The sequence below is a fragment of the Bradyrhizobium sp. USDA3516 genome, assembly GCF_057651995.1.
The window spans coordinates 147,912-168,211 of record NZ_JBYGYN010000012.1 but is presented as its reverse complement, the minus strand read 5'-3'; the positions used below and the strand labels follow the sequence as shown (position 1 = coordinate 168,211).

Genomic DNA, 20,300 nt, shown 5'->3' with positions numbered 1-20,300 from the left:
TCAAGGTGAGCTCCCCCAAAGCATCAGCTTTCGGGTGGACGTTAGCACGGCTGCCGTGGCAAGTGCGATCGATGTGTTTCGCTCCCCTGGTGTTGCATGCCCATCCGGTCAACCAAGCCTTCTGTAAGTTTCGGTCTCGACCGCCTGGCGACGCCGATCGGGATTGCGCTGCTCGTCACCGACGCCGATGGCGCGTTGCGCGCGCTCGACTGGGAGGACTATGAGCACCGCATGCGCGAGCTGCTGCGCCTGCACCATGGCGCGGTGGATCTGCGTGATCAGCCTGCGCCGTCCGACATGCGGACTGCGCTGTCGCGCTATTTCGACGGCGATCTCGGTCAGCTCCAGAGCATCGCATGGCGCATCGCCGGCACACCGTTCCAGCAAAAGGTCTGGACCGCGCTGTCACAAATTCCCGCCGGCACCACGCTGAGCTATGGCGCACTCGCCGCGAAGATCGGCCTGCCCAAGGCGATACGAGCCGTCGGACATGCCAACGGCTCAAATCCGATCAGTGTGGTGCTCCCGTGCCATCGCCTGATCGGCGCGGACGGCTCGCTGGTGAAGTATGGTGGTGGCCTCGAGCGGAAGAGATGGCTGCTGCGGCACGAGGGTGTGGAGGTTTAGGTCTCTCCCATCGTCATTCCGGGGCGCGCGAAGCGCGAGCCCGGAATCCATATCCACCAGCTGTGGTTATGGATTCCGGGCCTGGCCCTTCGGGCCATCCCGGAATGACGAGAGGAGATGGTCGCGCGCGACTTTCCGCCCGCCTACGCCGCCGGCTGCACCGCCTTGTCGCCGGCCATCACATGGGTCAGCGCGCTCTTGATCGCGGCCTGGCGCGTCGGCGCGTTGATCTGCGCGCCCAGGAGGTCGGTGACGTAGAACACGTCGCGGGCGCGCTCGCCGAAGGTCGCGACATGGGCCGAGGCGATGTTGAGATTGAGCTTGGAGATCGCGGTGGTCAGCTCGTAGAGCAGGCCGGGCCGGTCGAGCCCGGAGACCTCGATGACGGTGTAGCGGTCCGACCATTGGTTGTTGATGGTCACTTCCGGCTCGATCACGAACGGCCTTGCCTTGCTGCGCACGGTGCGCCGCGCCACCACTTCCGGCAGGCGCAGCTTGCCCTCCAGCACGTCCTCGATCATCTCGCCGATGCGCGTGGCGCGCCGTCCTTCGTCCTCGTCGCGGTCGTACTCGCGCGAGATCGAGATGGTGTCGAGCGCGCGGCCGTCGGTCGTGGTGTAGATCTGGGCGTCGACGATGTTGGCGCCGGCCGAGGCGCAGGCGCCGGCGATGATCGACAGCAGCCAGGGATGGTCGGCGGCGAAGATCGTCAGCTCGGTGACGCCGCGCACCTCGTCGAAGCCGACATTGATCGCGAGCTTGTGGCCGGCCTGCTCGCTGGAGCGGACGAAGCGCGCGTGACGGATCTTGCGCGGCAGCTCGACCTTGAGCCAATAGGCCGGATAGTGTCGGCCGATATAGGCGTCGAGCTCGTCCTTCGGCCATTCGGCGAATGCCATGCGGAATTCGGCGTGCGCAGCGGCGAGGCGCTTGCCGCGGTCGACTTCCGAGAAGCCGCCGGTCAGCACCGGCTCGGTCTCGTAGTACAGCGAGCGCAAGAGCTGCGCCTTCCAGCCGTTCCACACGCCCGGGCCGACGCCGCGGATGTCGGCGGTGGTCAGGATCGTAAGCAGCTTCATCTGCTCCACCGACTGCACCACGGCAGCGAAATTCTCGATGGTCTTGCGGTCGGAGAGGTCGCGCGACTGCGCGACCGTGGACATCGTCAGGTGCTCCTCGATCAGCCAGGCTACGAGCTCGGTGTCGGCCGGGCTGAAGCCGAGCCGCGGGCAGAGCCGCCGCGCCACCTTGGCGCCGGCGATGGAGTGATCCTCGGGCCTGCCCTTGGCGACGTCGTGCAGCAGCGTCGCGATGTAGATCACGGCGCGGTGCTCGGGCCGGATCTTGCGGAACAGATCGCTCGCCAGCGCGAACTCCTCGATGCCGCCGCGCTCGATGTCCTGCAGGAAGCCGATGCAGCGGATCAGGTGCTCGTCGACGGTGTAGTGGTGATACATGTTGAACTGCATCATCGAGACGATCTTGCCGAAGGCGCGGATGAAGTGGCCGAGCACGCCGGTCTCGTTCATCCGCCGCAGCACGATCTCGGCGTTGTCGGAGGTCAGGATCTCCATGAATAGCCGGTTGGCCTCGGGATTTTCGCGCAAGCCCGCGTTGATCAGGCCGAGCGAGCGCGTCACGTCGCGCATCGCGTCCGGGTGGAAGGCGAGGTTGTTCTTCTGCGCGAGGCGGAAGATGCGGATCAAATTGACGGGATCGTGCTTGAACACGTCCGGAGCGGCGACGTTGATGCGGTTGTTGTCGACGATGAAGTCGTCGCTGTCGGGGACGCGCCGCTTCACCGCGGTCGGCCGCAGCCGCGCCATCATCCGGCTCAGCACCGGCGCCGGCTTGGCCTGCTGGTCCTCGAGCTTGGCGCAGAGGATGGCGGTGAGGTTGCCGACTTCCTTGGCGACGAGGAAGTAGTGCTTCATGAAGCGCTCGACGTCCTGCATGCCCGGATGCGAGGTGTAGCCGAGACGTATCGCGATCTCGCGCTGGAGATCGAAGGACAGGCGCTCCTCGGCGCGGCCAGAGTAGAAGTGCAGATTGCAGCGCACCGACCAGAGGAAGTCGGCGCAGCGGCGGAAGGTGCGATATTCCTGTGCGTCGAACACGCCGCGCGCGACCAGCTCATGGGTATCGCGCACGCGGTAGACGTATTTGGCGATCCAGAACAGCGTGTGCAGGTCGCGAAGTGCGCCCTTGCCGTCCTTGACGTTGGGCTCGACCAGGTAGCGCGACTGGCCGCCGCGGCGGTGGCGCTCCTCGCGCTCGGCGAGCTTTGCGGTGACGAATTCGGACGCGGTGCCCTGCACCACCTCCTTGTCGAAGCGCTCGACCAACTCGTCATAGAGCGGCTTGTCGCCGGTGAGGAAGCGCGTCTCCAGGATCGCGGTGCGGATCGTCATGTCGCCGCGCGCCTGCCGGATCGATTCGTCGACCGATCGCGTGGCGTGGCCGACCTTCAAGCCCATGTCCCAGAGGCAATAGAGGATGGCTTCGGCGACCTGCTCGCCCCAGGCGGTCTGCTTGTAGGGCAGGATGAAGAGCAGATCGATGTCCGATTCCGGCGCCATCAGGCCGCGGCCGTAGCCGCCGGTCGCCACCACCGCCATGCGCTCGGCCCCACTCGGGATCGGCGAGCGGTAGAGATGGCGCGTCGCGGCCGAATACAGGATGCGGATGATCTCATCCTGCACGTGGCACAGCCGCTCGGCGCAGCGGCGGCCGTGGCGGTCCTTCAACAGGATCGCCTGTGCGGCGGCGCGCGCCGCGATCAGCTCCGCCTTGAGCAATAGCGCCATCGCCGTGCGGAACGCGTCCTCGCGCCCCTCGTGCTTCTCGGCAAGGGCATCGACCGCGGCGGTGATCCGCGCGGTATCGAAGCGCTCGTCCACCTGTGGCTTCTGCTCAGTCGCGACGCTGTCCATGTCCCACCGGATATAAGAGGTGACAGGCGCTGTCACCCGCCATTCTCTGGCAATAGCCGTTCCATGCTGGAAAGCTGCGGCTTCGAGCAAATCTGTTCTCGGCCGGCATGCTTTCGAGGGCGGATTTTCTCGTTGACCTCTAGATATAACTCATTGAAAAACAATGAAGTTTTTCAGGAGGCTGAGGATGGCTGGGATGGCACGAATGATTCTTCTGGCGGGCGCTGTGGTGCTCGCATTGACCCAAGCGGCCAAGGCGGCCGACCCGCTCAAGGAAATCCGCATCGACTGGGCGACCTACAATCCCGTGTCGCTGGTGCTGAAGCAGAAGGGGCTGCTGGAGAAGGAGTTCGCCAAGGACGGTATCACGGTCACCTGGGTGCAGTCGGCCGGCTCCAACAAGGCGCTTGAATTCCTCAACGCCGGCTCGATCGATTTCGGCTCGACCGCGGGCTCGGCGGCGCTGGTCGCCCGCATCAACGGCAACCCGATCAAGTCGATCTACGTCTATTCGCGCCCCGAATGGACCGCGCTGGTGACGGCCAAGGATTCCAAGATCGCCGGCGTTGCCGACCTCAAGGGCAAACGCGTCGCGGTGACACGCGGCACCGATCCGCACATCTTCCTGGTGCGCGCCCTGCTCGGTGCCGGCCTCACTGAAAAGGACATTACGCCGGTGCTGCTCCAGCATTCCGACGGCAAGACCGCGCTGATCCGCGGTGACGTCGATGCCTGGGCCGGGCTCGATCCGATGATGGCCCAGGCCGAGGTCGAGGAGGGTGCTAGACTGTTCTATCGCAAGGCCGATGCCAACACCTGGGGCATCCTCAATGTGCGCGAGCAGTTCCTGAAGGATCGTCCCGAAATCGCCCGCCGCGTCCTCGCGGTCTACGAGGAAGCGCGGAAATATTCGCTGGCGAATTACGACGAGCTGAAGAAGACCTTCATCGCGGTGACGAAGCTGCCCGAAGCGGTCGTCGACAAGCAGCTCAAGGAGCGCACCGAGCTCACCCACAGCCGCATCGGCGCGCCCCAGCGCGAGTCGATCCTCGCCGCGGGCCTCGCGCTCCAGCAGGCCGGCGTCATCGATACCAAGGTCGACGTCAAGGCGACGCTGGATGCGCTGATCGACGACCAAGTCCCGCTGCCGACGAATTGATGTCTTACCCTCCCCTGGAGGGGGAGGGTCGATCGCGCGAAGCGCGAGCGGGCTGGGGTGATCTCTCCACACTAACAGTGCCCGTGGGGAGGCATCACCCCCACCCCGTCACGCAATCTCGCTTCGCTCGATCGCGGCCGACCCTCCCCCTCCAGGGGAGGGTTAAGAGGCGCCCTTGCATTCCCCGATCAGACGCGCTTGCTAATGACCATGATCTCCGACGCGCCCGTCTTGCAACAGACTTCGGAACCGGCCGAAAGCGCTGCTGCGCCCTCGCGCGCTGCGCGTTATGCGCGGCCGCTTCTCGGCGTGCTGCTGCCGCTGACGCTCGCACTCGGCTGGGAACTCGTGGTGTGGCTCGGCTGGTCCAACGGGCGCCTGGTGCCGCCGCCTTCGCGCGTGTTTGCCACCATCACCGAGCTTGCCCGTTCCGGCGAGCTGGTCCGGCACATCACGGCGACGCTGTGGCGCGTGTCGCTCGGCTTTGCTTTCGGCGTGGTCGCGGGTACGCTGTTAGGTGCCATCTCCGGTTACTGGTCGCTGGCGCGCCGGCTGCTCGATCCGACGGTGCAGGCGTTGCGCGCGATCCCTTCGCTGGCCTGGGTGCCGCTGTTCATCCTCTGGCTCGGCATCTTCGAGACCTCGAAGATCGCGCTGATCGCGGTCGGCGTGTTCTTCCCGGTCTATCTCGGCGTCATGGGCGCGATCCTCTCGGTCGATCGCAAGATCGTCGAGGTCGGACGCACCTTCCGCCTGTCGGGTCCCGCAATGATCCGCCGCATCCTGCTGCCGGCGGTGTTGCCGGCCTATGTCGTGTCCTTGCGCGTCGGTCTCGGCCTCGGCTGGATGTTCGTGGTCGCAGCCGAATTGATCGGCGCCTCCGAAGGGCTCGGCTATCTCCTGCTCGACGGCCAGCAGCTCGGCAAGCCCGCGCAGATCCTGGCCGCGATCGTCATCTTCGCCATCCTGGGCAAGCTCACCGATTGGCTGATCGAGCTCGCCGCCGCACCCTTCCTGCGCTGGCAGGACGCCTTCGGGCCGGCAAAGGGAGCTTGAGGCGATGCTGGCGCTTGACCGGGTCAGCAAGACCTATCCCAACGGCGTCGAGGCGCTGGCGCGCTTCTCGGCCGAGATCAGGCAAGGCGAGATCATTGCCATTATAGGCGGCTCCGGCTGCGGCAAATCAACATTGTTGCGTGCCGTTGCCGGCCTCGATCGCGCCAGCTCGGGCACGGTGACGCTCGACGACGAGGCTATCGGCTCGCCCCACGCCAAGATCGGCATCATCTTCCAGGAACCGCGGCTTCTGCCCTGGCTCAGCGTCGCCGACAATATCGGCTTCGGCCTCGCCGAGCTGCCGGCGGCCGAGCGGCGCGAGAAAGTGGCGCGTGGGCTCGCGCGCGTCGGTCTCACCGACAAGGCGCAGGCCTGGCCCCGCGAGCTGTCGGGCGGCCAGGCGCAGCGCGTCGCGATCGCGCGTGCGCTGGTGCCGCAGCCGGAGGTGCTGCTGCTCGACGAGCCGTTCTCCGCGCTCGATGCCTTCACCCGCAGGGATCTGCAGGATCATCTGCTCGACCTCTGGGCCGATACGCGGCCGACCCTCATCCTCGTCACGCATGACGTCGACGAGGCCGTGGTGCTGGCCGACCGTGTGCTGGTGATGCGGCCGCGGCCGGGCCGGCTGTTCGATCAGATCGAGATCAATCTCGGCCGGCCGCGCGACCGCAATTCGCCGCTGTTCGAGAACTTCAAACGCAGCGTGCTGACATCGCTCGACCGTTCGCTCGACCGCAACGTGCCCGACCGGGACGCAACCCAGGGTCCCGGTCAGGCCATGTGGTGGTGACAATCGCGCCGCGAGCCGGTACATCCGCAGGCATCATAGTCCGGGAGAGAACAAGATGGACGCTGCAGAGCTGCGCCAGATGCAGGCTCCGATCAAGGAGCGCTACAAGACCGATCCCAAGGCTGCGCTGATCACGCTGAAGGCCAAGGGCTCCACCGATAGCGACGGCATCGCCTGCAAGGTCGAGACCGGCCGCGCCATCGCAACGGCCGGCCTCCATCCCGCGACCGGCGGCTCCGGCCTCGAGCTCTGTTCCGGCGACATGCTGCTCGAAGCCCTGGTCGCCTGTGCCGGCGTCACGCTGAAATCGGTGGCGACCGCGATCGAGGTGCCTTTGAAGACCGGCAACGTCTATGCCGAGGGCGATCTCGATTTCCGAGGCACGCTCGGCGTCGACAAGGAAACCCCGGTCGGTTTCGCCGAGATCCGCCTGCGCTTCGAGGTCGACACGTCAGCGCCGCAGGACAAGCTCGATCTGCTGCTCAAGCTCACCGAACGCTATTGCGTGGTCTACCAGACCATCAAGAACGGGCCGAAGGTTTCGGTGTCGATGCAGCGGATGTAAGACGCAGGTCGTCATTCCCACCCACTGGTGTCGTCCCGGGGCGCGCCGCTTGGCGCGAGCCCGGGACCCATGACCCCAGGCCGTCGTGATTTTCGAACGGTCGTTGCTCCAGCTCTTAAGCCACCATGGCCTGTGGTTATGGATTCTCAGTGCGCAATTGCGCACCAGGGCTTGCGCTTCGCGCGCCCCGGAATGACAGACAGAATGTCCCTCGACCTCCACTTCCTCCTCTTCCTACTCCTGCGCATGGCGATCGCGGCGGCGTTCGTGGTGACGGCGTCGATCATCACCGAACGCTCGGGACCGGTGATCGGCGCGCTGATCGCGACCCTGCCGGTCTCGGCCGGACCGTCCTACGTCTTTCTCGCGATCGATCATGACGCCGCCTTCATCGCGCAAGGCGCGCTCGCGAGCCTGCCGATCAATGCGGCGACGATCTTGATGTGCCTCACTTACGTTGTGCTGTCGCAGCGGCACACTCTCGTGGTGAGTTGCGGAAGCGCTTTCGCGGTATGGATCGGGATGGCCTCGATCATCCGTCAGTTCGACTGGTCGCTCGCGGCGGGCCTCGCCGCCAACCTGATCGCGTTCGGCATCTGCATTCCACTGCTCGCGCGCTATCGCCATGTGAAGATGCCGCTCGTGACGCGCCGCTGGTACGATGTGCCGATGCGCGCTGCGCTGGTTGCGACCCTCGTCGCCATCGTGGTTTCGACATCGAGCTGGGTTGGCCCGCGCATCAGCGGCATCATCGCACTCTTTCCCGTGGTGTTCTCCAGCATCATGGTCATCCTGCATCCGCGCATCGGCGGACCGCCGACGGCCGCCGTGCTCGCAAACTCCGCCTGGGGCCTGCTCGGCTTTGGCATGGCCGTCGCCGTCCTGCACGTTGCAGTCGTGTGGTTCGGCTCCGCCGTCGGCTTGTGCATCGCGCTCGCAACCTGCGTGGCCTGGAATCTGACGTTGTGGGGAATTGGACGGCGCGCCTCGCGCCGTGCGCGGCCGACGCCGTGAGACTACGGATATTTGCGCCACGACGTCGCGAGAAGTCGATGTGGCTCGCTCAAGCCAGGCGAACAAGTGACGAGGCGTCTTCTCAAACCGTTGAATGAACGCCATCAATTCAAGTCCTGTCGTGCCGTTCTGCTGTGAGATCCAGTGCTGTCGCGCGGGCAGGCTGTTTCATCCCCGTCGAATTCCCGACAGTAAAATTAGAACTTTGTTCGAGCTTTTGCCGTAAAGAATCAGGCTGCTCGCTTCCGCTGCTGTCCGTACAAAATGTAACGGACCTTCCAGACTATCGGATCTGCGGGAAGCGTCGAATGGAATACGTCAGCTCTGCTGCACGATCAGTTCCTTGATACCGGTGGGCATATCCCTTCGGCTCAATTTCGAGATGGAGATTTTCTGATGTTCGGTCGCAAGTCCACCGTTGATGCACAAGCGCGGCTCGATGCCATCGGCCGCTCGCAGGCGATGATCGAATTCAATCTTGATGGAACGATCGTCACGGCCAACAAGAATTTCCTCGACGCACTTGGCTACCGGCTCGAGGAGATCCAGGGCAAGCATCACTCGATGTTCGTGCCGGCCGACCAGCGCGACAGCGCCGAATACAAGGCGTTCTGGGCCGCATTGAACCGTGGCGAGTATCAGGCGCGCGAGTTCAAGCGGATCGCGAAGGACGGCCACGAGGTCTGGATCGAAGCATCCTACAATCCGGTGCTCGACGGCAACGGCAAGACGGTGATGGTCGCCAAGATTGCGACCGACATCACCGAGAAGAAGATCCGCAGCATGACGGACGCCTCCAAGATCGCCGCCATCAGCCGCGCCCAGGCCGTCATCGAGTTCAAGCTCGACGGCACCATCGTCTCGGCCAACGAGAATTTCTGCAAGGCGCTCGGCTACACGCTCGACGAGATCAAGGGCAAGCATCACAGCCTGTTCGTGGCCGACGCCGATCGTAACAGCGCGGCCTATCGTGAATTCTGGGCCGCGCTCAACCGCGGCGACTATCAGGCCGGCGAGTTCAAGCGCATCGGCAAGGGCGGCCGCGAGGTCTGGATCCTCGCCTCCTACAATCCGTTGCTCGACGAAAACGGCAAGCCCTACGGCGTCGTCAAGTTCGCGACCGACGTCACCGCGGAGAAGCTGAAGAATGCTGATCTCGCCGGCCAGATCGCGGCGATCGACAAGGCCCAGGCCGTGATCGAGTTCAACATGGACGGCACGATCATCACCGCGAACGCCAACTTCCTCGGCGCGCTCGGCTATTCGCTGGCCGAGATCAAGGGCCGGCATCACAGCATGTTCGTCGAGCCCGCCGAGCGCGACGGCGGCGCCTATCGCGAGTTCTGGGCCGCGCTCAATCGCGGCCAGTACCAGGCGGCCGAATACAAGCGGATCGGCAAGGGCGGCAAGGAGGTCTACATCCAGGCTTCCTACAATCCGATCCTCGATCTCAACGGCAAGCCGTTCAAGGTGGTGAAATACGCCACCGACGTCACCAAGCAGGTCCTGGTCCGCATGGGCAACGAGCGCGTGCGCGGCATGATGGAATCGGTCGCCGCCGGCTCCGAAGAGCTCAACGCCTCGGTGCGGGAGATCTCCGAGGCCATGACCAAATCGCGCGAAACCGCGATGGGCGCGGTCGAGCAGGTCGGCGCCGCCGACGCGCAGGCCCAGCGTCTCACCGAGGCCGCGCAGGCGATGAGCGGCATCGTCGAGATGATCAACAACATCACCGGGCAGATCAACCTGCTCGCGCTCAACGCCACGATCGAATCGGCACGCGCGGGCGAGGCCGGCCGCGGCTTCGCGGTGGTCGCTTCCGAGGTCAAGAGCCTCGCCAACCAGGCCAAGCAGGCGACCGACAAGATCGGCCAGGAGATCGGCAGCCTCAACAGCATCTCCGGCGACGTCGTCAGCGCACTCGGCTCGATCAAGCAGGCCATCAACAATGTCAGCGAGTACGTGACCTCGACCGCCGCGGCGATCGAGGAGCAGAGCACGGTGACCAACGAGATGTCGACCAGCATGCAGCGCGCGGCCGCGGAAGCCGCGGCGATTGCGGCGCGGGGGTAGGCGGGAATCGTAGGGTGGGCAAAGGCGCGCACTTGGCGCGCCGCGCCCACCATCCTTCCGCGAATTTCGCATTTGCATGGTGGGCACGCTGCGCTTTGCCCACCCTACGGCATCGCTACTGCTTCGGCAGTTTCGCCTTCAGCGCGTACAGCGCATCGAGCGCCTCGCGCGGCGACATCTCGTCCGGGTGTAGCGCCTTCACCGCCTCCACCAGCAGCTCCGCTTCGCTCGGCGGCGCGGCCTCCGTGGCGGCGCGCGAGGGCACTGCGAACAGCGGCAGATCGTCGACCAGCGCTCGCGCGGGCTGGCCGCGGTCCTGTGCTTCCAGCTTCGACAGCACCGATTTGGCGCGTGTGATCACCGCCGGCGGCAGGCCCGCGTGCTTCGCCACCTGGATGCCGTAGGAGCGGTCGGCCGAGCCCGGCAGCACCTCGTGCAGGAACACGACGTTGCCCTGCCATTCCTTGACCCGCACCGTCGCATTGAACATCCGCGGCAGCTTGGCCGCGAGTGCGGTCAGCTCGTGATAATGCGTCGCGAACAGGGTCCGGCAGCGATTGCTCTCGTGCAGATGCTCGATCGCGGCCCAGGCGATCGAGAGGCCGTCGAAGGTCGCGGTGCCGCGGCCGATCTCGTCGAGGATGACGAGCGAGCGCTCCCCGGCCTGGTTCAGGATCGCCGCGGTCTCGACCATCTCCACCATGAAGGTGGAGCGGCCGCGGGCGAGATCGTCGGCGGCGCCGACGCGCGAGAACAGGCGGTCGACGATGCCGATCCGCGCGCGCGTGGCCGGCACGAAGCTGCCGATCTGCGCCATCAACGCAATCAGCGCGTTCTGGCGCAGGAAGGTCGATTTACCGGCCATGTTGGGACCGGTGAGCAGCCAGAGCTGGCCTGACTTCTGCGCCGGCGCAGGCGACAGGTCGCAGGCATTGGCGATGAACGGCTCGCCGTTGCGCTTGAGCGCCTGCTCGACCACGGGATGGCGGCCGGCCTCGATGGCAAAGCTGAGCGAGCCGTCGACCTCGGGCCGTACATAGTTCTGGTCGACGGCGAGCCTGGCCAGCGACGTCGCAACGTCGAGCAGCGCAAAGCCTTGCGCTGCGCCGCGCAGATCGTCGCTGATCGCGAGCGCCTTGGCGCAGAGCCGCTCGAAGATCTCGAGCTCGAGGCCGAGCGCACGGTCGCCGGCATTGGCGATCTTGGCCTCGATCTCCCCTAGCTCGGACGTCGTGAAGCGCACCTGCCCCGCCAGCGTCTGGCGATGGATGAAGGTCGCGTTCAGCGGCGGCGACATCAGCTTGTCGCCGTGCTGGGCGGTGACCTCGACGAAATAGCCGAGCACGTTGTTGTGCCGGATCTTGAGGCCCTTCACGCCGGTTTGGTCGGCGTAACGGGCCTGCATCGAAGCCACGACCAGACGCGAGGCGTCGCGCAGGTTGCGCGCTTCGTCGAGCGCGGGTTCGTAGCCCTGGCGGACGAAGCCGCCGTCGCGCTTGATCAGCGGCAGCTGCTCGTCGAGGGCGCTGGCGAACTCGGCTGCGAGGGCGCGCGACGGCCTTTGCAGCGCCGCCATCACCGCCGCGATTTCCTGCGGCGGCTGATCTATTTCGGAGAGCCGAGTCAGCACCTGGTCGGCGGCGATGATGCCGTCGCGGATGCCGGCGAGGTCGCGCGGCCCGCCGCGGCCGACCGAGAGCCGAGCCAAAGCGCGCGACATGTCGGGCGCGCCGCGCAGGATGCTGCGGATGTCCTCGCGCGCGGCGGAATCGGCCACGAAGGCGCTCACTGCGTTTAGCCGCCGCGCGATCGCCGGCGCATCGGTCAGCGGCGCGGCCAGACGCTGCGCCAGCAGGCGGGAGCCGGCCGAGGTCACGGTGCAGTCGATGGCGTCGAGCAGCGAGCCGCGGCGCTCGCCGGCGAGCGTGCGCGTCAGCTCGAGATTGGCGCGCGTTGCCGGGTCGATCGCCATGGTGGCGCCCGAAGCCTCGCGCGCGGGCGGCGACAGCGGCGGATGCTTGCCGACCTGGGTGCGGTCGACATAGGTGACGGCGGCGGCCGCCGCGGTGGCCTCCAGGCGCGTCAGCTGCGCCAGCCCGTCCATGGTCGCGACGGCAAAATAGTCGCACAGGCGCTTCTCGGCGGTGGCGCCGTCGAAGACGTCGCGGGTCAGCGGCGTCACGGCCGGCAGTTCGCGCAGGATCTGGCCGAGCTCGTTGTCGCCAAAGAGCGCGTCGGTGACGATCGCCTCGTTCGGGTTGATGCGCGCCAGCGTCGCGGCGAGCTCGCCGCCGGAGACCTCGGTGACCATGAATTCGGCCGTCGAGATGTCGATCCAGGCAAGGCCGAAGCGGTCGCCGCCGGCGCTGGAACGGGCGCGCGCGATCGCCAGCAGGTAATTGTTGGCACGCGCATCCAGCAGCGTGTCCTCGGTCAGCGTGCCCGGCGTCACCAGCCGCACCACGCCGCGGCGCACCACGCTCTTGTTGCCGCGCGCTTTCGCTGCCGCAGGATCCTCGGTCTGCTCGCACACCGCGACCCGGTGCCCGGCGTTGATGAGACGATGCAGATAATCCTCTGAGCGCTCGACCGGCACGCCGCACATCGGAATGTCGGCGCCCTGGTGCTTGCCGCGCTTGGTCAGGACGATGCCGAGCGTCTTTGAAGCGATCTCGGCGTCCTCGAAGAACAGCTCGTAGAAGTCGCCCATCCGGTAGAACAGCAGCAAGCCTTGATGCGCCGCCTTGATCTCCAGATACTGCTCCATCATCGGCGTGACGCGCGCGGCAGCCTCGGCCTGCGGCGCGGGCGTGTCGTCGGCGGGCGGAACTTGTATCGGCTGTTGCATCGTCATGGGCGGCGCAACCTACAAAATTTCGGCATCTGCTCCTATCGCTTTGGCCGGAGCGGCGAGGTTTTCCACGTTGTCCGTGTAGCGGGACATGGCGCCACATTCTCGGTCGTCATTCCGGGATGCGCCGGGAGGCGCAGGCCCGGAATCCATCGAGCCGCACGTCACGCCGACAAATGGATTCCGGGTTCGCGCCAAATGGCGCGCCCCGGAATGACGTCTGCCCCGCGAAACCGTCAATTGACCTGCCGCGGGCGCCCTCCTAAAACTCCGCCGACATTGAAGAATTTGGCCGGATCGCGGCATTCAGGGAGAACAACGATGCGTGACGTCTTTATCTGCGATGCCGTGCGGACCCCGATCGGCCGTTTCGGCGGCTCGCTCGCCAAGGTGCGCGCCGACGATCTCGCCGCCGCCCCGATCAAGGCGCTGATGGCAAAACACCCCAATCTCGACTGGGCGCAGGTGGACGAGGTGTTCTTCGGCTGCGCCAACCAGGCCGGCGAGGACAATCGCAATGTCGCGCGCATGGCGCTGCTGCTGGCGGGCCTGCCGGATTCGGTTCCCGGCCAGACCCTGAACCGGCTCTGCGCCTCGGGTCTTGATGCGGTCGGCGCCGCGGGCCGCGCCATTCGTTCCGGCGAGATCGAGCTTGCCATTGCCGGCGGCGTCGAATCGATGACCCGCGCGCCGTTCGTGATGGGCAAGGCGCAGGAAGCCTTCTCGCGCTCGGCCGAGATCTTCGACACCACGATCGGCTGGCGCTTCATCAATCCGCTGCTGAAGGCGCAGTACGGCGTCGACGCCATGCCGGAGACCGGCGAGAACGTCGCCGAGGAATTCCAGGTCTCGCGCGCCGATCAGGATGCCTTCGCCATCCGCTCGCAGCAGCGCGCAGGCGCCGCGATCGCGGCCGGTTATTTTGCGGAAGAAATCACGCCGATCACCATTCCCGGCGGCAAGGCCGGCCCCGTCACCGTCGACAAGGACGAGCATCCGCGCCCCGAGACCACGCTGGAAGGTCTCGCCAAGCTGAAGCCGATCGTGCGCAATCCCGGCACTGTGACCGCCGGCAACGCCTCCGGCGTCAATGACGGCGCCGCCGCCATGATCCTGGCCTCGGAGGCCGCGGTCAGGAAGCACGGCCTGACGCCGCGAGCCCGCATCCTCGGTCTCGCCTCGGCTGGCGTGCCGCCGCGGATCATGGGCATCGGCCCGGTGCCCGCGACCCGCAAGCTGATGGAACGGCTGGCTAAGAAGATCAGCGATTTCGACCTGATCGAGCTGAACGAAGCTTTCGCCTCGCAGGGCATTGCCTGCATGCGCCAGCTCGGCGTCGCCGATGACGCCGATTTCGTCAATCCGCATGGCGGCGCCATCGCGCTCGGCCATCCACTCGGCATGAGCGGCGCCCGCCTCGCGCTCACCGCCGTGCACGGCATGGAGAAGCGCGGCGGCAAGCTCGCGCTCGCCACCATGTGCGTCGGTGTCGGCCAGGGCGTCGCGGTTGCGATCGAGAAGGTGAATTGACGGGACGCGCAGCGTCCCGTCATCCCGTGGTTCGGTGCCCAGGACTCGTCATGCCCGGGCTTGTCCCGGGCATCCACGTTTTTGGTGCTCTGAGAAGGTCGTGGATGGCCGGGACAAGCCCGGCCATGACGAAAGGTGAGAGGATCGTCCCATGATCATCGAGCGCGAGAAGGACGTCACGGCCGCAGCCCTGGCGGTGATGGAGCGGACATCCGATCCGCGGCTGCGCGAGATCATGGTCGCCCTGGTCAAGCATTTGCACGCCTTCGTCCGCGATGTCAGGCTGACCGAGAAGGAATTCCGCGATGCCACGGCGATCGTGGCCGAGCTCGGCAAGCTGACCACCGACACGCACAACGAAGTCGTGTTGATGGCGGGGTCGCTCGGCGTCTCCTCGCTGGTGTGCCTGCTCAACAATGGCGATCAGGGCAATACGGAGACTGATCATTCATTGCTCGGGCCGTTCTGGCGGTTGAATTCGCCCCGGGTCGAGAATGGCGGATCGATCGTGCGCTCGGAGACGCCGGGCGCCACGCTGTTCGTCAGCGGCCGCGTCGTCGATAAGGACGGCCGGCCCGTCGCGGGGGCCGAGGTCGATGTCTGGCACGCCTCGCCGGTCGGCCTCTACGAGAACCAGGACCCCGAGCAGGCCGACATGAACCTGCGCGGCAAGTTCACGACCGATTCCGAGGGGCGCTTTTCCTTCCGCTCGGTGATGATGGTCGGCTATCCCATTCCAACCGATGGTGTCGTCGGCCGCCTGCTCGCGGCGCAGGGCCGCCACCCCTATCGTCCCGCGCATCTGCACGCCCTGATATTCAAGCCAGGATTCAAGGTGCTGATCTCGCAGGTATACGATCCCAACGATCCCCACATCGACAGCGACGTGCAGTTTGGTGTGACGCAGGCGCTGATCGGCAAATTCGTGCGCCACGATACCCCGCATCCGACGGCGAAGGACGCCTCGCTGCCCTGGTATTCGCTCGACCATACCTACCGGCTCGAGGCCGGGGAGGCGGTGCTTCCGCGTGCGCCGATCAGGTAGCAGCGGCCGGCTGCCATGCGCGGGAACGCCGCTAAACCGGCTTTCCCAAATTAGTTATATCCTATAATGATTGGCGAAAGCGTTGACCGGCCGGACCATGATGGCCGGGGAGGAGATCGCCAATGACATTCATCTATCCCACCGGCAGCAACGCGGCGCATCCGCTGCCGCTGTCGCCCGACTACAAGAGCTCGATCAAGCGCGCCCCGCACAAGCCCTTGATCCCGATGCCCCATACGCTGTCGGAGCTGACCGGTCCGGTCTACGGCCACGAGACCGTGCGCCAGGGCGACAACGATCTGACCACCCAGCATAGCGGCGAGCCGATCGGCGAGCGCATCATCGTGCACGGCCATGTGCGCGACGAGGACGGCCGCGGCGTGCCCAACTCGCTGGTCGAGATCTGGCAGGCCAATTCCTGCGGCCGCTATGTCCACGTCCGCGATCAGCATCCGGCGCCGCTCGATCCGAATTTCACCGGCGCGGGCCGCACCGTGAGCGATGTGTCCGGCTATTATCGCTTCGTCACGATCAAGCCCGGCGCCTACCCTTGGGGCAATCACCACAACGCCTGGCGGCCTGCGCACATCCATCTGTCGGTGTTCGGCCATTCCTTCGTCACGCGCCTCGTGACGCAGATGTATTTCCCGAACGATCCCCTGTTCCCGTTCGACCCGATCTTCAACTCGGTGCCGGACGAGAAGGCGCGGGCGCGGATGGTTTCGTCGTTCGACCTGGAGAATACCCAGCCCGAATGGGCGCTGTGCTACCGCTTCGACATCGTGCTGCGCGGTAAGGACGCCACCCCCATGGAGAACCATTAAGTGCAAGAGTCCGCGAAGCCCGACGGGATCACCCCATCGCAGACGGTCGGTCCATTCTTCAAATACGGCCTGACGCCGACCGGCGAGTACGCCTGGAACGACGCGTTCACCAATTCGACGCTGACCCCGGACGTTTCAGGCGACCGTATCCGCATCGAGGGCAAGGTGTTCGACGGCGATGGCGTTGCCGTGCCGGATGCCATGCTGGAGATCTGGCAGGCGGACGCGCAGGGCCGCTTCGCCGATCCCCAGGACAAGCGCGCGCTGCCGAATGCAAGCTTCCGCGGCTTTGCCCGCTGCGGCACCGACAAGGACGGCAACTATTCCTTTGAGACGATCAGGCCGGGCGCGGTGCCGGATCCCGCTGGCAAGCCGCAGGCGCCGCACATCCTGCTTGCGGTGTTTGGCCGCGGCATGCTCAGGCATCTCTACACCCGCATCTATTTCAACGACGAGGCCGGCAATGCTGCCGATCCCGTGCTGGCGCTGGTGCCTGCCGACCGCCGCGCCACGCTCACTGCGGTTCGCGAGGCCGGCAAGCCGGTTTACCGGCTCGACCTGCACCTGCAGGGCGACAAAGAAACGGTGTTCTTCGACGTGTGAAGGCGAGGCGTGCCGGGGAGGCCTGCTCCTCGGCACGCATATCTCATTCCGCGCACCGGAGCCGACGCTGCTGCCCCATCGGACTCCAACGTTCCTTTTGCGCCTTTGTGCGTCAGCCTCGCTGACTCAATACCGACGACTTGACACTCAATTCCCGTACTTATGCGGGCTTCGTGAAATACAATTCCGGCGCAAAGCAATTCCGTATTTACCGTAGTCGTCTAGGGTGGCCGCAGTTTCGACGCCGACCTGGATTGTTTCATGAAATTTCGTCTGTCCTTGTCCTCTGCGATCGTCGCGTTCGGCGTCGTTCTCGCCATTGGTTTCGCCGCCGTTGTGTCGACCAGCCTGTACGCCCTAAAAGAGCTCAAGGTCGGCGGTCCGCTCTATTCCGACATCAAGCTCGGCAACGACCTCATCGCCGACATCCTGCCGCCGCCCGAATACATCATCGAAGCTTATCTCGAGGCGACGCTGGCCATGCGCGAGCCGGACCAGCTGGCGGCCCACGGCGAACGGCTGGTCCAGCTCCGCAAGGATTACGACGAGCGCAAGGCGTTCTGGGTCTCCTCCAGCCTCTCGGCCGACCTCAAGACCGCGCTGGTGTCGAAATCCGATGCGGAGGTCCAGAAATTCTGGAAGGCGTCGGATCAGCTTCTGCCCGCCCTCAAGGCCAAGGACACGTCGGCTTCCGAGCGCGCCTATGCGCAGCTCAAGGAGGCCTATACGGCGCACCGTGCGGTCATCGACACCATCGTCGAGAGTGCCAACAAGCAGAATGCCGCGATGGAGAAGCTGGCCGCGGACCGCGACAGAGCGATGCTATATATCCTCCTCGGCGTCTCCGTCGCCGTCCTCGCCTTCGTTACCGCCGGTCTGTTGGGTGTTGCCCTCGGCGTGGTGCGCCCGATCGTGCGCATGACCGACACGATGCAGAAGCTCGCGACCGGCGATCTTGCCGCCGACATTCCGTTCGCGCAGCGCCAGGACGAGGTCGGCTCGATGGCGGGCGCGCTTCTGGTGTTCAAGCAGGCGGCGGTCGAGAATTCCCGTCTGCGCGAGGAGCAATTGCAGCAGGAGCAGGCGGCGGCGCTCGCCAAGCGCTCCGCCCTGCACCAGATGGCGGAAACGGTCGAGCGCGAGACCGGCCGCTCGGTCGATACCGCGACTGCGGCGACGCAGGGGGTGGAGCAAGCCGCCTCCGGCCTCTCTGAAATCGCAAAGTCGCTCTCTGCGCAGTCGCAGGCGGTCGCGGCGGCCTCGACGCAGGCGCTCGGCAGCTCGCAGGCCGTTTCGGCTGCGGCCGAAGAACTGAGCGCCTCGATCCGCGAGATCACGAGCCAGGTCGCGCGGACCAGCACCGTCACCAAATCGGCGGTCGCCGGCCGCGAGCAGGCGCGTTCGACCATTCAGGCCCTGGCCGGATCGGTGAAGAAGATCGCGGAGGTCTCCGACCTCATCGGCGGCATCGCAGGCCAGACCAACCTCCTCGCGCTCAACGCGACGATCGAGGCGGCGCGCGCCGGCGAGGCCGGCCGCGGCTTTGCGGTGGTTGCCGCCGAGGTGAAATCCCTGTCCGACCAGACCGCCAAGTCCACCGAGGAGATCGGCCGGCTGATTGCCGAGATCCAGGCCTCGACGCAGGCCGCGGTCGACGCCGTCGAGGCCATGGGAGGCCACATCATCGAGATCGACGGCGTGGCGACTTCGGTCGCTGCCGCGATGGAACAGCAGGATGCCGCGACCCGGGAGATCACGCGGTCGATTTCCGAATCGGCCTCCGCCGCACAGGAGGTCTCGACCAAGATCGGCGACGTCAGCCGTGACGCTGCCTCCGTCAACCAGCGCGCCGCGGATGTGAGGCAGGCGATCACCGGCATGGCGGCTAATCTGGAGCAACTGCGCTCGGTCGTGGTGCGGACCGTCCGCGACTCGACCGCCGCGGCCTGAGCCAGCGGCAGCCGCTGGTGCCCGGGCACGTGATCGTGCAGTATGACGCGGGACAGGGGCATCGTGGTTCATGACATCTCCACAATTGCCGGCGGTCGTTGAGCCCGCCCGACTGACGGCCGCGCTGCGCCGGGGCGGCGCGCTGGATGCAGGCGCCGTGCGCGAGGTCACGGTGCTGCACCAGCGCGACACCGTGGTGTCGCACATCGTCAGGCTCGGGCTGCGCTATGTCGGTGAATTCGCCGGTGCTCCGCAGTCGTTGATCCTCAAGACTCCCAATGCCGCGTTCGCCACGCGCCTCGCCAATGGCGGCCGGCGCGAGGTGGACTATTACACGCAGCTGGTGCCGCAGATGCCGCCAGGGCTCGTGCCGCGCTGCTTTGACGGGCATTTCGACGAGGACAGCCTTGCCTGGCATCTGCTGCTGGAGGATCTCACCGACAGCCATGAGATCGCGACAACCTGGCCGGTGCCGCCGTCGCGCGAGCAGACGTTCGCCGTCGTCACCACGCTGGCCCGCTGGCATGCAGCCTGGTGGGACCATCCGAGCCTCGGCGACACCGTCGGCACCTGGGCGAGCGTGGAGGACAGCGCGCAACACATGGAGACGTTTGCGGGTCACTATGACCGCTTTGCCGATCTTCTCGGCGACCGCCTCAGCGAAGAGCGGCGAAATATCTACCGCCGGCTCATCGATCAGTCGGAGCGGCTGTCCCAGCGTTACCATTCACGCCGCCACCTCAGCATCACGCATGGGGACGCCCATGTCTGGAATTTCCTGCTGCCCCGCCCGGGCGTCGCCGACACCGTGCGCATCTTCGATTTCGATCTTTGGAACATCGACGTTCCGGCCGACGACCTCGCCTACATGATGGCAATGCATTGGTATCCGGAACGCCGGCAGGCGCTCGAACGGCTGCTGCTCAATCTCTACCACGACACGCTGGTCGAGAGCGGCGTCACCGGCTACACGCGCGGCGCGCTCGACCGCGACTACCGCTGGGCGGTGCTCTGGCAGATCACGCGGCCGGTCCGGCAGTGGAGCATCAACATCCCGCCGGTGATCTGGTGGAACAATCTGGAGCGGGCGTTTGCGGCCGTGGACGATTTGGGCTGCGAGGAGCTGTTGGGATGATCTCTCGTGCCCCGGCGCAGCACGCAGTGATGCGCTGCTGAGCCGGGGCCCAGATCGACAGCAGAATGGGTCCCGGTTCTGCGGCGCATCGCCGTAAGCGCGTTCACGCGCGTCTTCGGCGCGCTATGGCACTGCACCGCGCCCG

General features: G+C 65.9%; 15 protein-coding genes. 13 read left to right on the top strand and 2 right to left on the bottom strand.

All coding sequences use genetic code 11. From position 1 onward, the window contains the following. Positions 1–96 precede the first annotated feature (96 nt). On the top strand, positions 97–627 hold the full coding sequence (locus tag AC24YW_RS31475) for a methylated-DNA--[protein]-cysteine S-methyltransferase (protein WP_487486360.1): 531 nt from the start codon (positions 97–99) through the stop codon (positions 625–627). Positions 628–770: 143 nt separating this feature from the next. On the opposite strand, the gene AC24YW_RS31470 is transcribed toward AC24YW_RS31475, so the two are convergent. Beyond that, the gene (locus tag AC24YW_RS31470; RefSeq protein ID WP_487486465.1) at positions 771–3,560 is read right to left on the bottom strand and encodes a [protein-PII] uridylyltransferase; all 2,790 of its coding nucleotides are present in this window, start codon (positions 3,558–3,560) and stop codon (positions 771–773) included. 187 nt (positions 3,561–3,747) lie between these two features. On the opposite strand from AC24YW_RS31470, the gene AC24YW_RS31465 reads away from it, so the two are divergent. The 6 genes from AC24YW_RS31465 (at position 3,748) to AC24YW_RS31440 (ending at position 10,217) form a co-directional block, all read left to right on the top strand. Next, on the top strand, positions 3,748–4,719 hold the full coding sequence (locus tag AC24YW_RS31465; protein WP_487486359.1) for an aliphatic sulfonate ABC transporter substrate-binding protein: 972 nt from the start codon (positions 3,748–3,750) through the stop codon (positions 4,717–4,719). A gap of 210 nt (positions 4,720–4,929) precedes the next feature. Continuing rightward, positions 4,930–5,775 carry an ABC transporter permease gene (locus tag AC24YW_RS31460; RefSeq protein ID WP_487486464.1) on the top strand — a complete coding sequence of 282 codons (846 nt, stop codon included), beginning with the start codon at positions 4,930–4,932 and terminating at the stop codon, positions 5,773–5,775. 4 nt (positions 5,776–5,779) lie between these two features. After that, positions 5,780–6,565, top strand: a complete 786-nt coding sequence (locus tag AC24YW_RS31455) for an ABC transporter ATP-binding protein (RefSeq protein WP_487486358.1) — start codon at positions 5,780–5,782, stop codon at positions 6,563–6,565. A 55-nt stretch (positions 6,566–6,620) separates the two neighbouring features. Next, complete coding sequence (locus AC24YW_RS31450) at positions 6,621–7,130, top strand: OsmC family protein (RefSeq protein ID WP_487486357.1); 510 nt, start codon at positions 6,621–6,623, stop codon at positions 7,128–7,130. 204 nt (positions 7,131–7,334) lie between these two features. Continuing rightward, the gene (locus AC24YW_RS31445) at positions 7,335–8,144 is read left to right on the top strand and encodes a hypothetical protein (protein WP_487486356.1); all 810 of its coding nucleotides are present in this window, start codon (positions 7,335–7,337) and stop codon (positions 8,142–8,144) included. A 396-nt stretch (positions 8,145–8,540) separates the two neighbouring features. Further along, on the top strand, positions 8,541–10,217 hold the full coding sequence (locus AC24YW_RS31440) for a methyl-accepting chemotaxis protein (protein WP_487486355.1): 1,677 nt from the start codon (positions 8,541–8,543) through the stop codon (positions 10,215–10,217). Positions 10,218–10,332: 115 nt separating this feature from the next. Here the strand turns inward: AC24YW_RS31440 and mutS are convergent, their stop codons facing one another. Further along, complete coding sequence (mutS, locus tag AC24YW_RS31435) at positions 10,333–13,071, bottom strand: DNA mismatch repair protein MutS (protein ID WP_487486354.1); 2,739 nt, start codon at positions 13,069–13,071, stop codon at positions 10,333–10,335. Between the two features lie 318 nt (positions 13,072–13,389). Between mutS and pcaF the strand changes: the two genes are divergently transcribed. From pcaF to AC24YW_RS31405, 6 genes are all read left to right on the top strand, one after another. Continuing rightward, a complete protein-coding gene (gene pcaF, locus AC24YW_RS31430) occupies positions 13,390–14,598 on the top strand; it encodes a 3-oxoadipyl-CoA thiolase (RefSeq protein ID WP_487486353.1) in 1,209 nt (402 codons plus the stop codon). A 151-nt stretch (positions 14,599–14,749) separates the two neighbouring features. Next, the gene (locus AC24YW_RS31425; RefSeq protein WP_487486352.1) at positions 14,750–15,643 is read left to right on the top strand and encodes a dioxygenase family protein; all 894 of its coding nucleotides are present in this window, start codon (positions 14,750–14,752) and stop codon (positions 15,641–15,643) included. Positions 15,644–15,765: 122 nt separating this feature from the next. Next, on the top strand, positions 15,766–16,467 hold the full coding sequence (gene pcaH, locus AC24YW_RS31420) for a protocatechuate 3,4-dioxygenase subunit beta (RefSeq protein ID WP_487486351.1): 702 nt from the start codon (positions 15,766–15,768) through the stop codon (positions 16,465–16,467). Further along, positions 16,468–17,070, top strand: coding sequence for a protocatechuate 3,4-dioxygenase subunit alpha (pcaG, locus tag AC24YW_RS31415; RefSeq protein WP_487486350.1), 603 nt, complete (start codon positions 16,468–16,470; stop codon positions 17,068–17,070). Positions 17,071–17,331: 261 nt separating this feature from the next. Further along, positions 17,332–19,020 (top strand): methyl-accepting chemotaxis protein, encoded by a 1,689-nt coding sequence (locus AC24YW_RS31410; protein ID WP_487486349.1) that lies wholly within the window; start codon positions 17,332–17,334, stop codon positions 19,018–19,020. Between the two features lie 70 nt (positions 19,021–19,090). Continuing rightward, complete coding sequence (locus AC24YW_RS31405; RefSeq protein ID WP_487486348.1) at positions 19,091–20,155, top strand: phosphotransferase; 1,065 nt, start codon at positions 19,091–19,093, stop codon at positions 20,153–20,155. Positions 20,156–20,300: the final 145 nt, after the last annotated feature.

Bases quoted from the DNA above. Each gene is read 5' to 3' on its own strand.
- AC24YW_RS31475 (WP_487486360.1), top strand. From the start codon at position 97: ATGCCCATCCGGTCAACCAAGCCTTCTGTAAGTTTCGGTCTCGACCGC.
- AC24YW_RS31470 (WP_487486465.1), bottom strand. From the start codon at position 3,560: ATGGACAGCGTCGCGACTGAGCAGAAGCCACAGGTGGACGAGCGCTTC.
- AC24YW_RS31465 (WP_487486359.1), top strand. From the start codon at position 3,748: ATGGCTGGGATGGCACGAATGATTCTTCTGGCGGGCGCTGTGGTGCTC.
- AC24YW_RS31460 (WP_487486464.1), top strand. From the start codon at position 4,930: ATGATCTCCGACGCGCCCGTCTTGCAACAGACTTCGGAACCGGCCGAA.
- AC24YW_RS31455 (WP_487486358.1), top strand. From the start codon at position 5,780: ATGCTGGCGCTTGACCGGGTCAGCAAGACCTATCCCAACGGCGTCGAG.
- AC24YW_RS31450 (WP_487486357.1), top strand. From the start codon at position 6,621: ATGGACGCTGCAGAGCTGCGCCAGATGCAGGCTCCGATCAAGGAGCGC.
- AC24YW_RS31445 (WP_487486356.1), top strand. From the start codon at position 7,335: ATGTCCCTCGACCTCCACTTCCTCCTCTTCCTACTCCTGCGCATGGCG.
- AC24YW_RS31440 (WP_487486355.1), top strand. From the start codon at position 8,541: ATGTTCGGTCGCAAGTCCACCGTTGATGCACAAGCGCGGCTCGATGCC.
- mutS (WP_487486354.1), bottom strand. From the start codon at position 13,071: ATGACGATGCAACAGCCGATACAAGTTCCGCCCGCCGACGACACGCCC.
- pcaF (WP_487486353.1), top strand. From the start codon at position 13,390: ATGCGTGACGTCTTTATCTGCGATGCCGTGCGGACCCCGATCGGCCGT.
- AC24YW_RS31425 (WP_487486352.1), top strand. From the start codon at position 14,750: ATGATCATCGAGCGCGAGAAGGACGTCACGGCCGCAGCCCTGGCGGTG.
- pcaH (WP_487486351.1), top strand. From the start codon at position 15,766: ATGACATTCATCTATCCCACCGGCAGCAACGCGGCGCATCCGCTGCCG.
- AC24YW_RS31410 (WP_487486349.1), top strand. From the start codon at position 17,332: ATGAAATTTCGTCTGTCCTTGTCCTCTGCGATCGTCGCGTTCGGCGTC.
- AC24YW_RS31405 (WP_487486348.1), top strand. From the start codon at position 19,091: ATGACATCTCCACAATTGCCGGCGGTCGTTGAGCCCGCCCGACTGACG.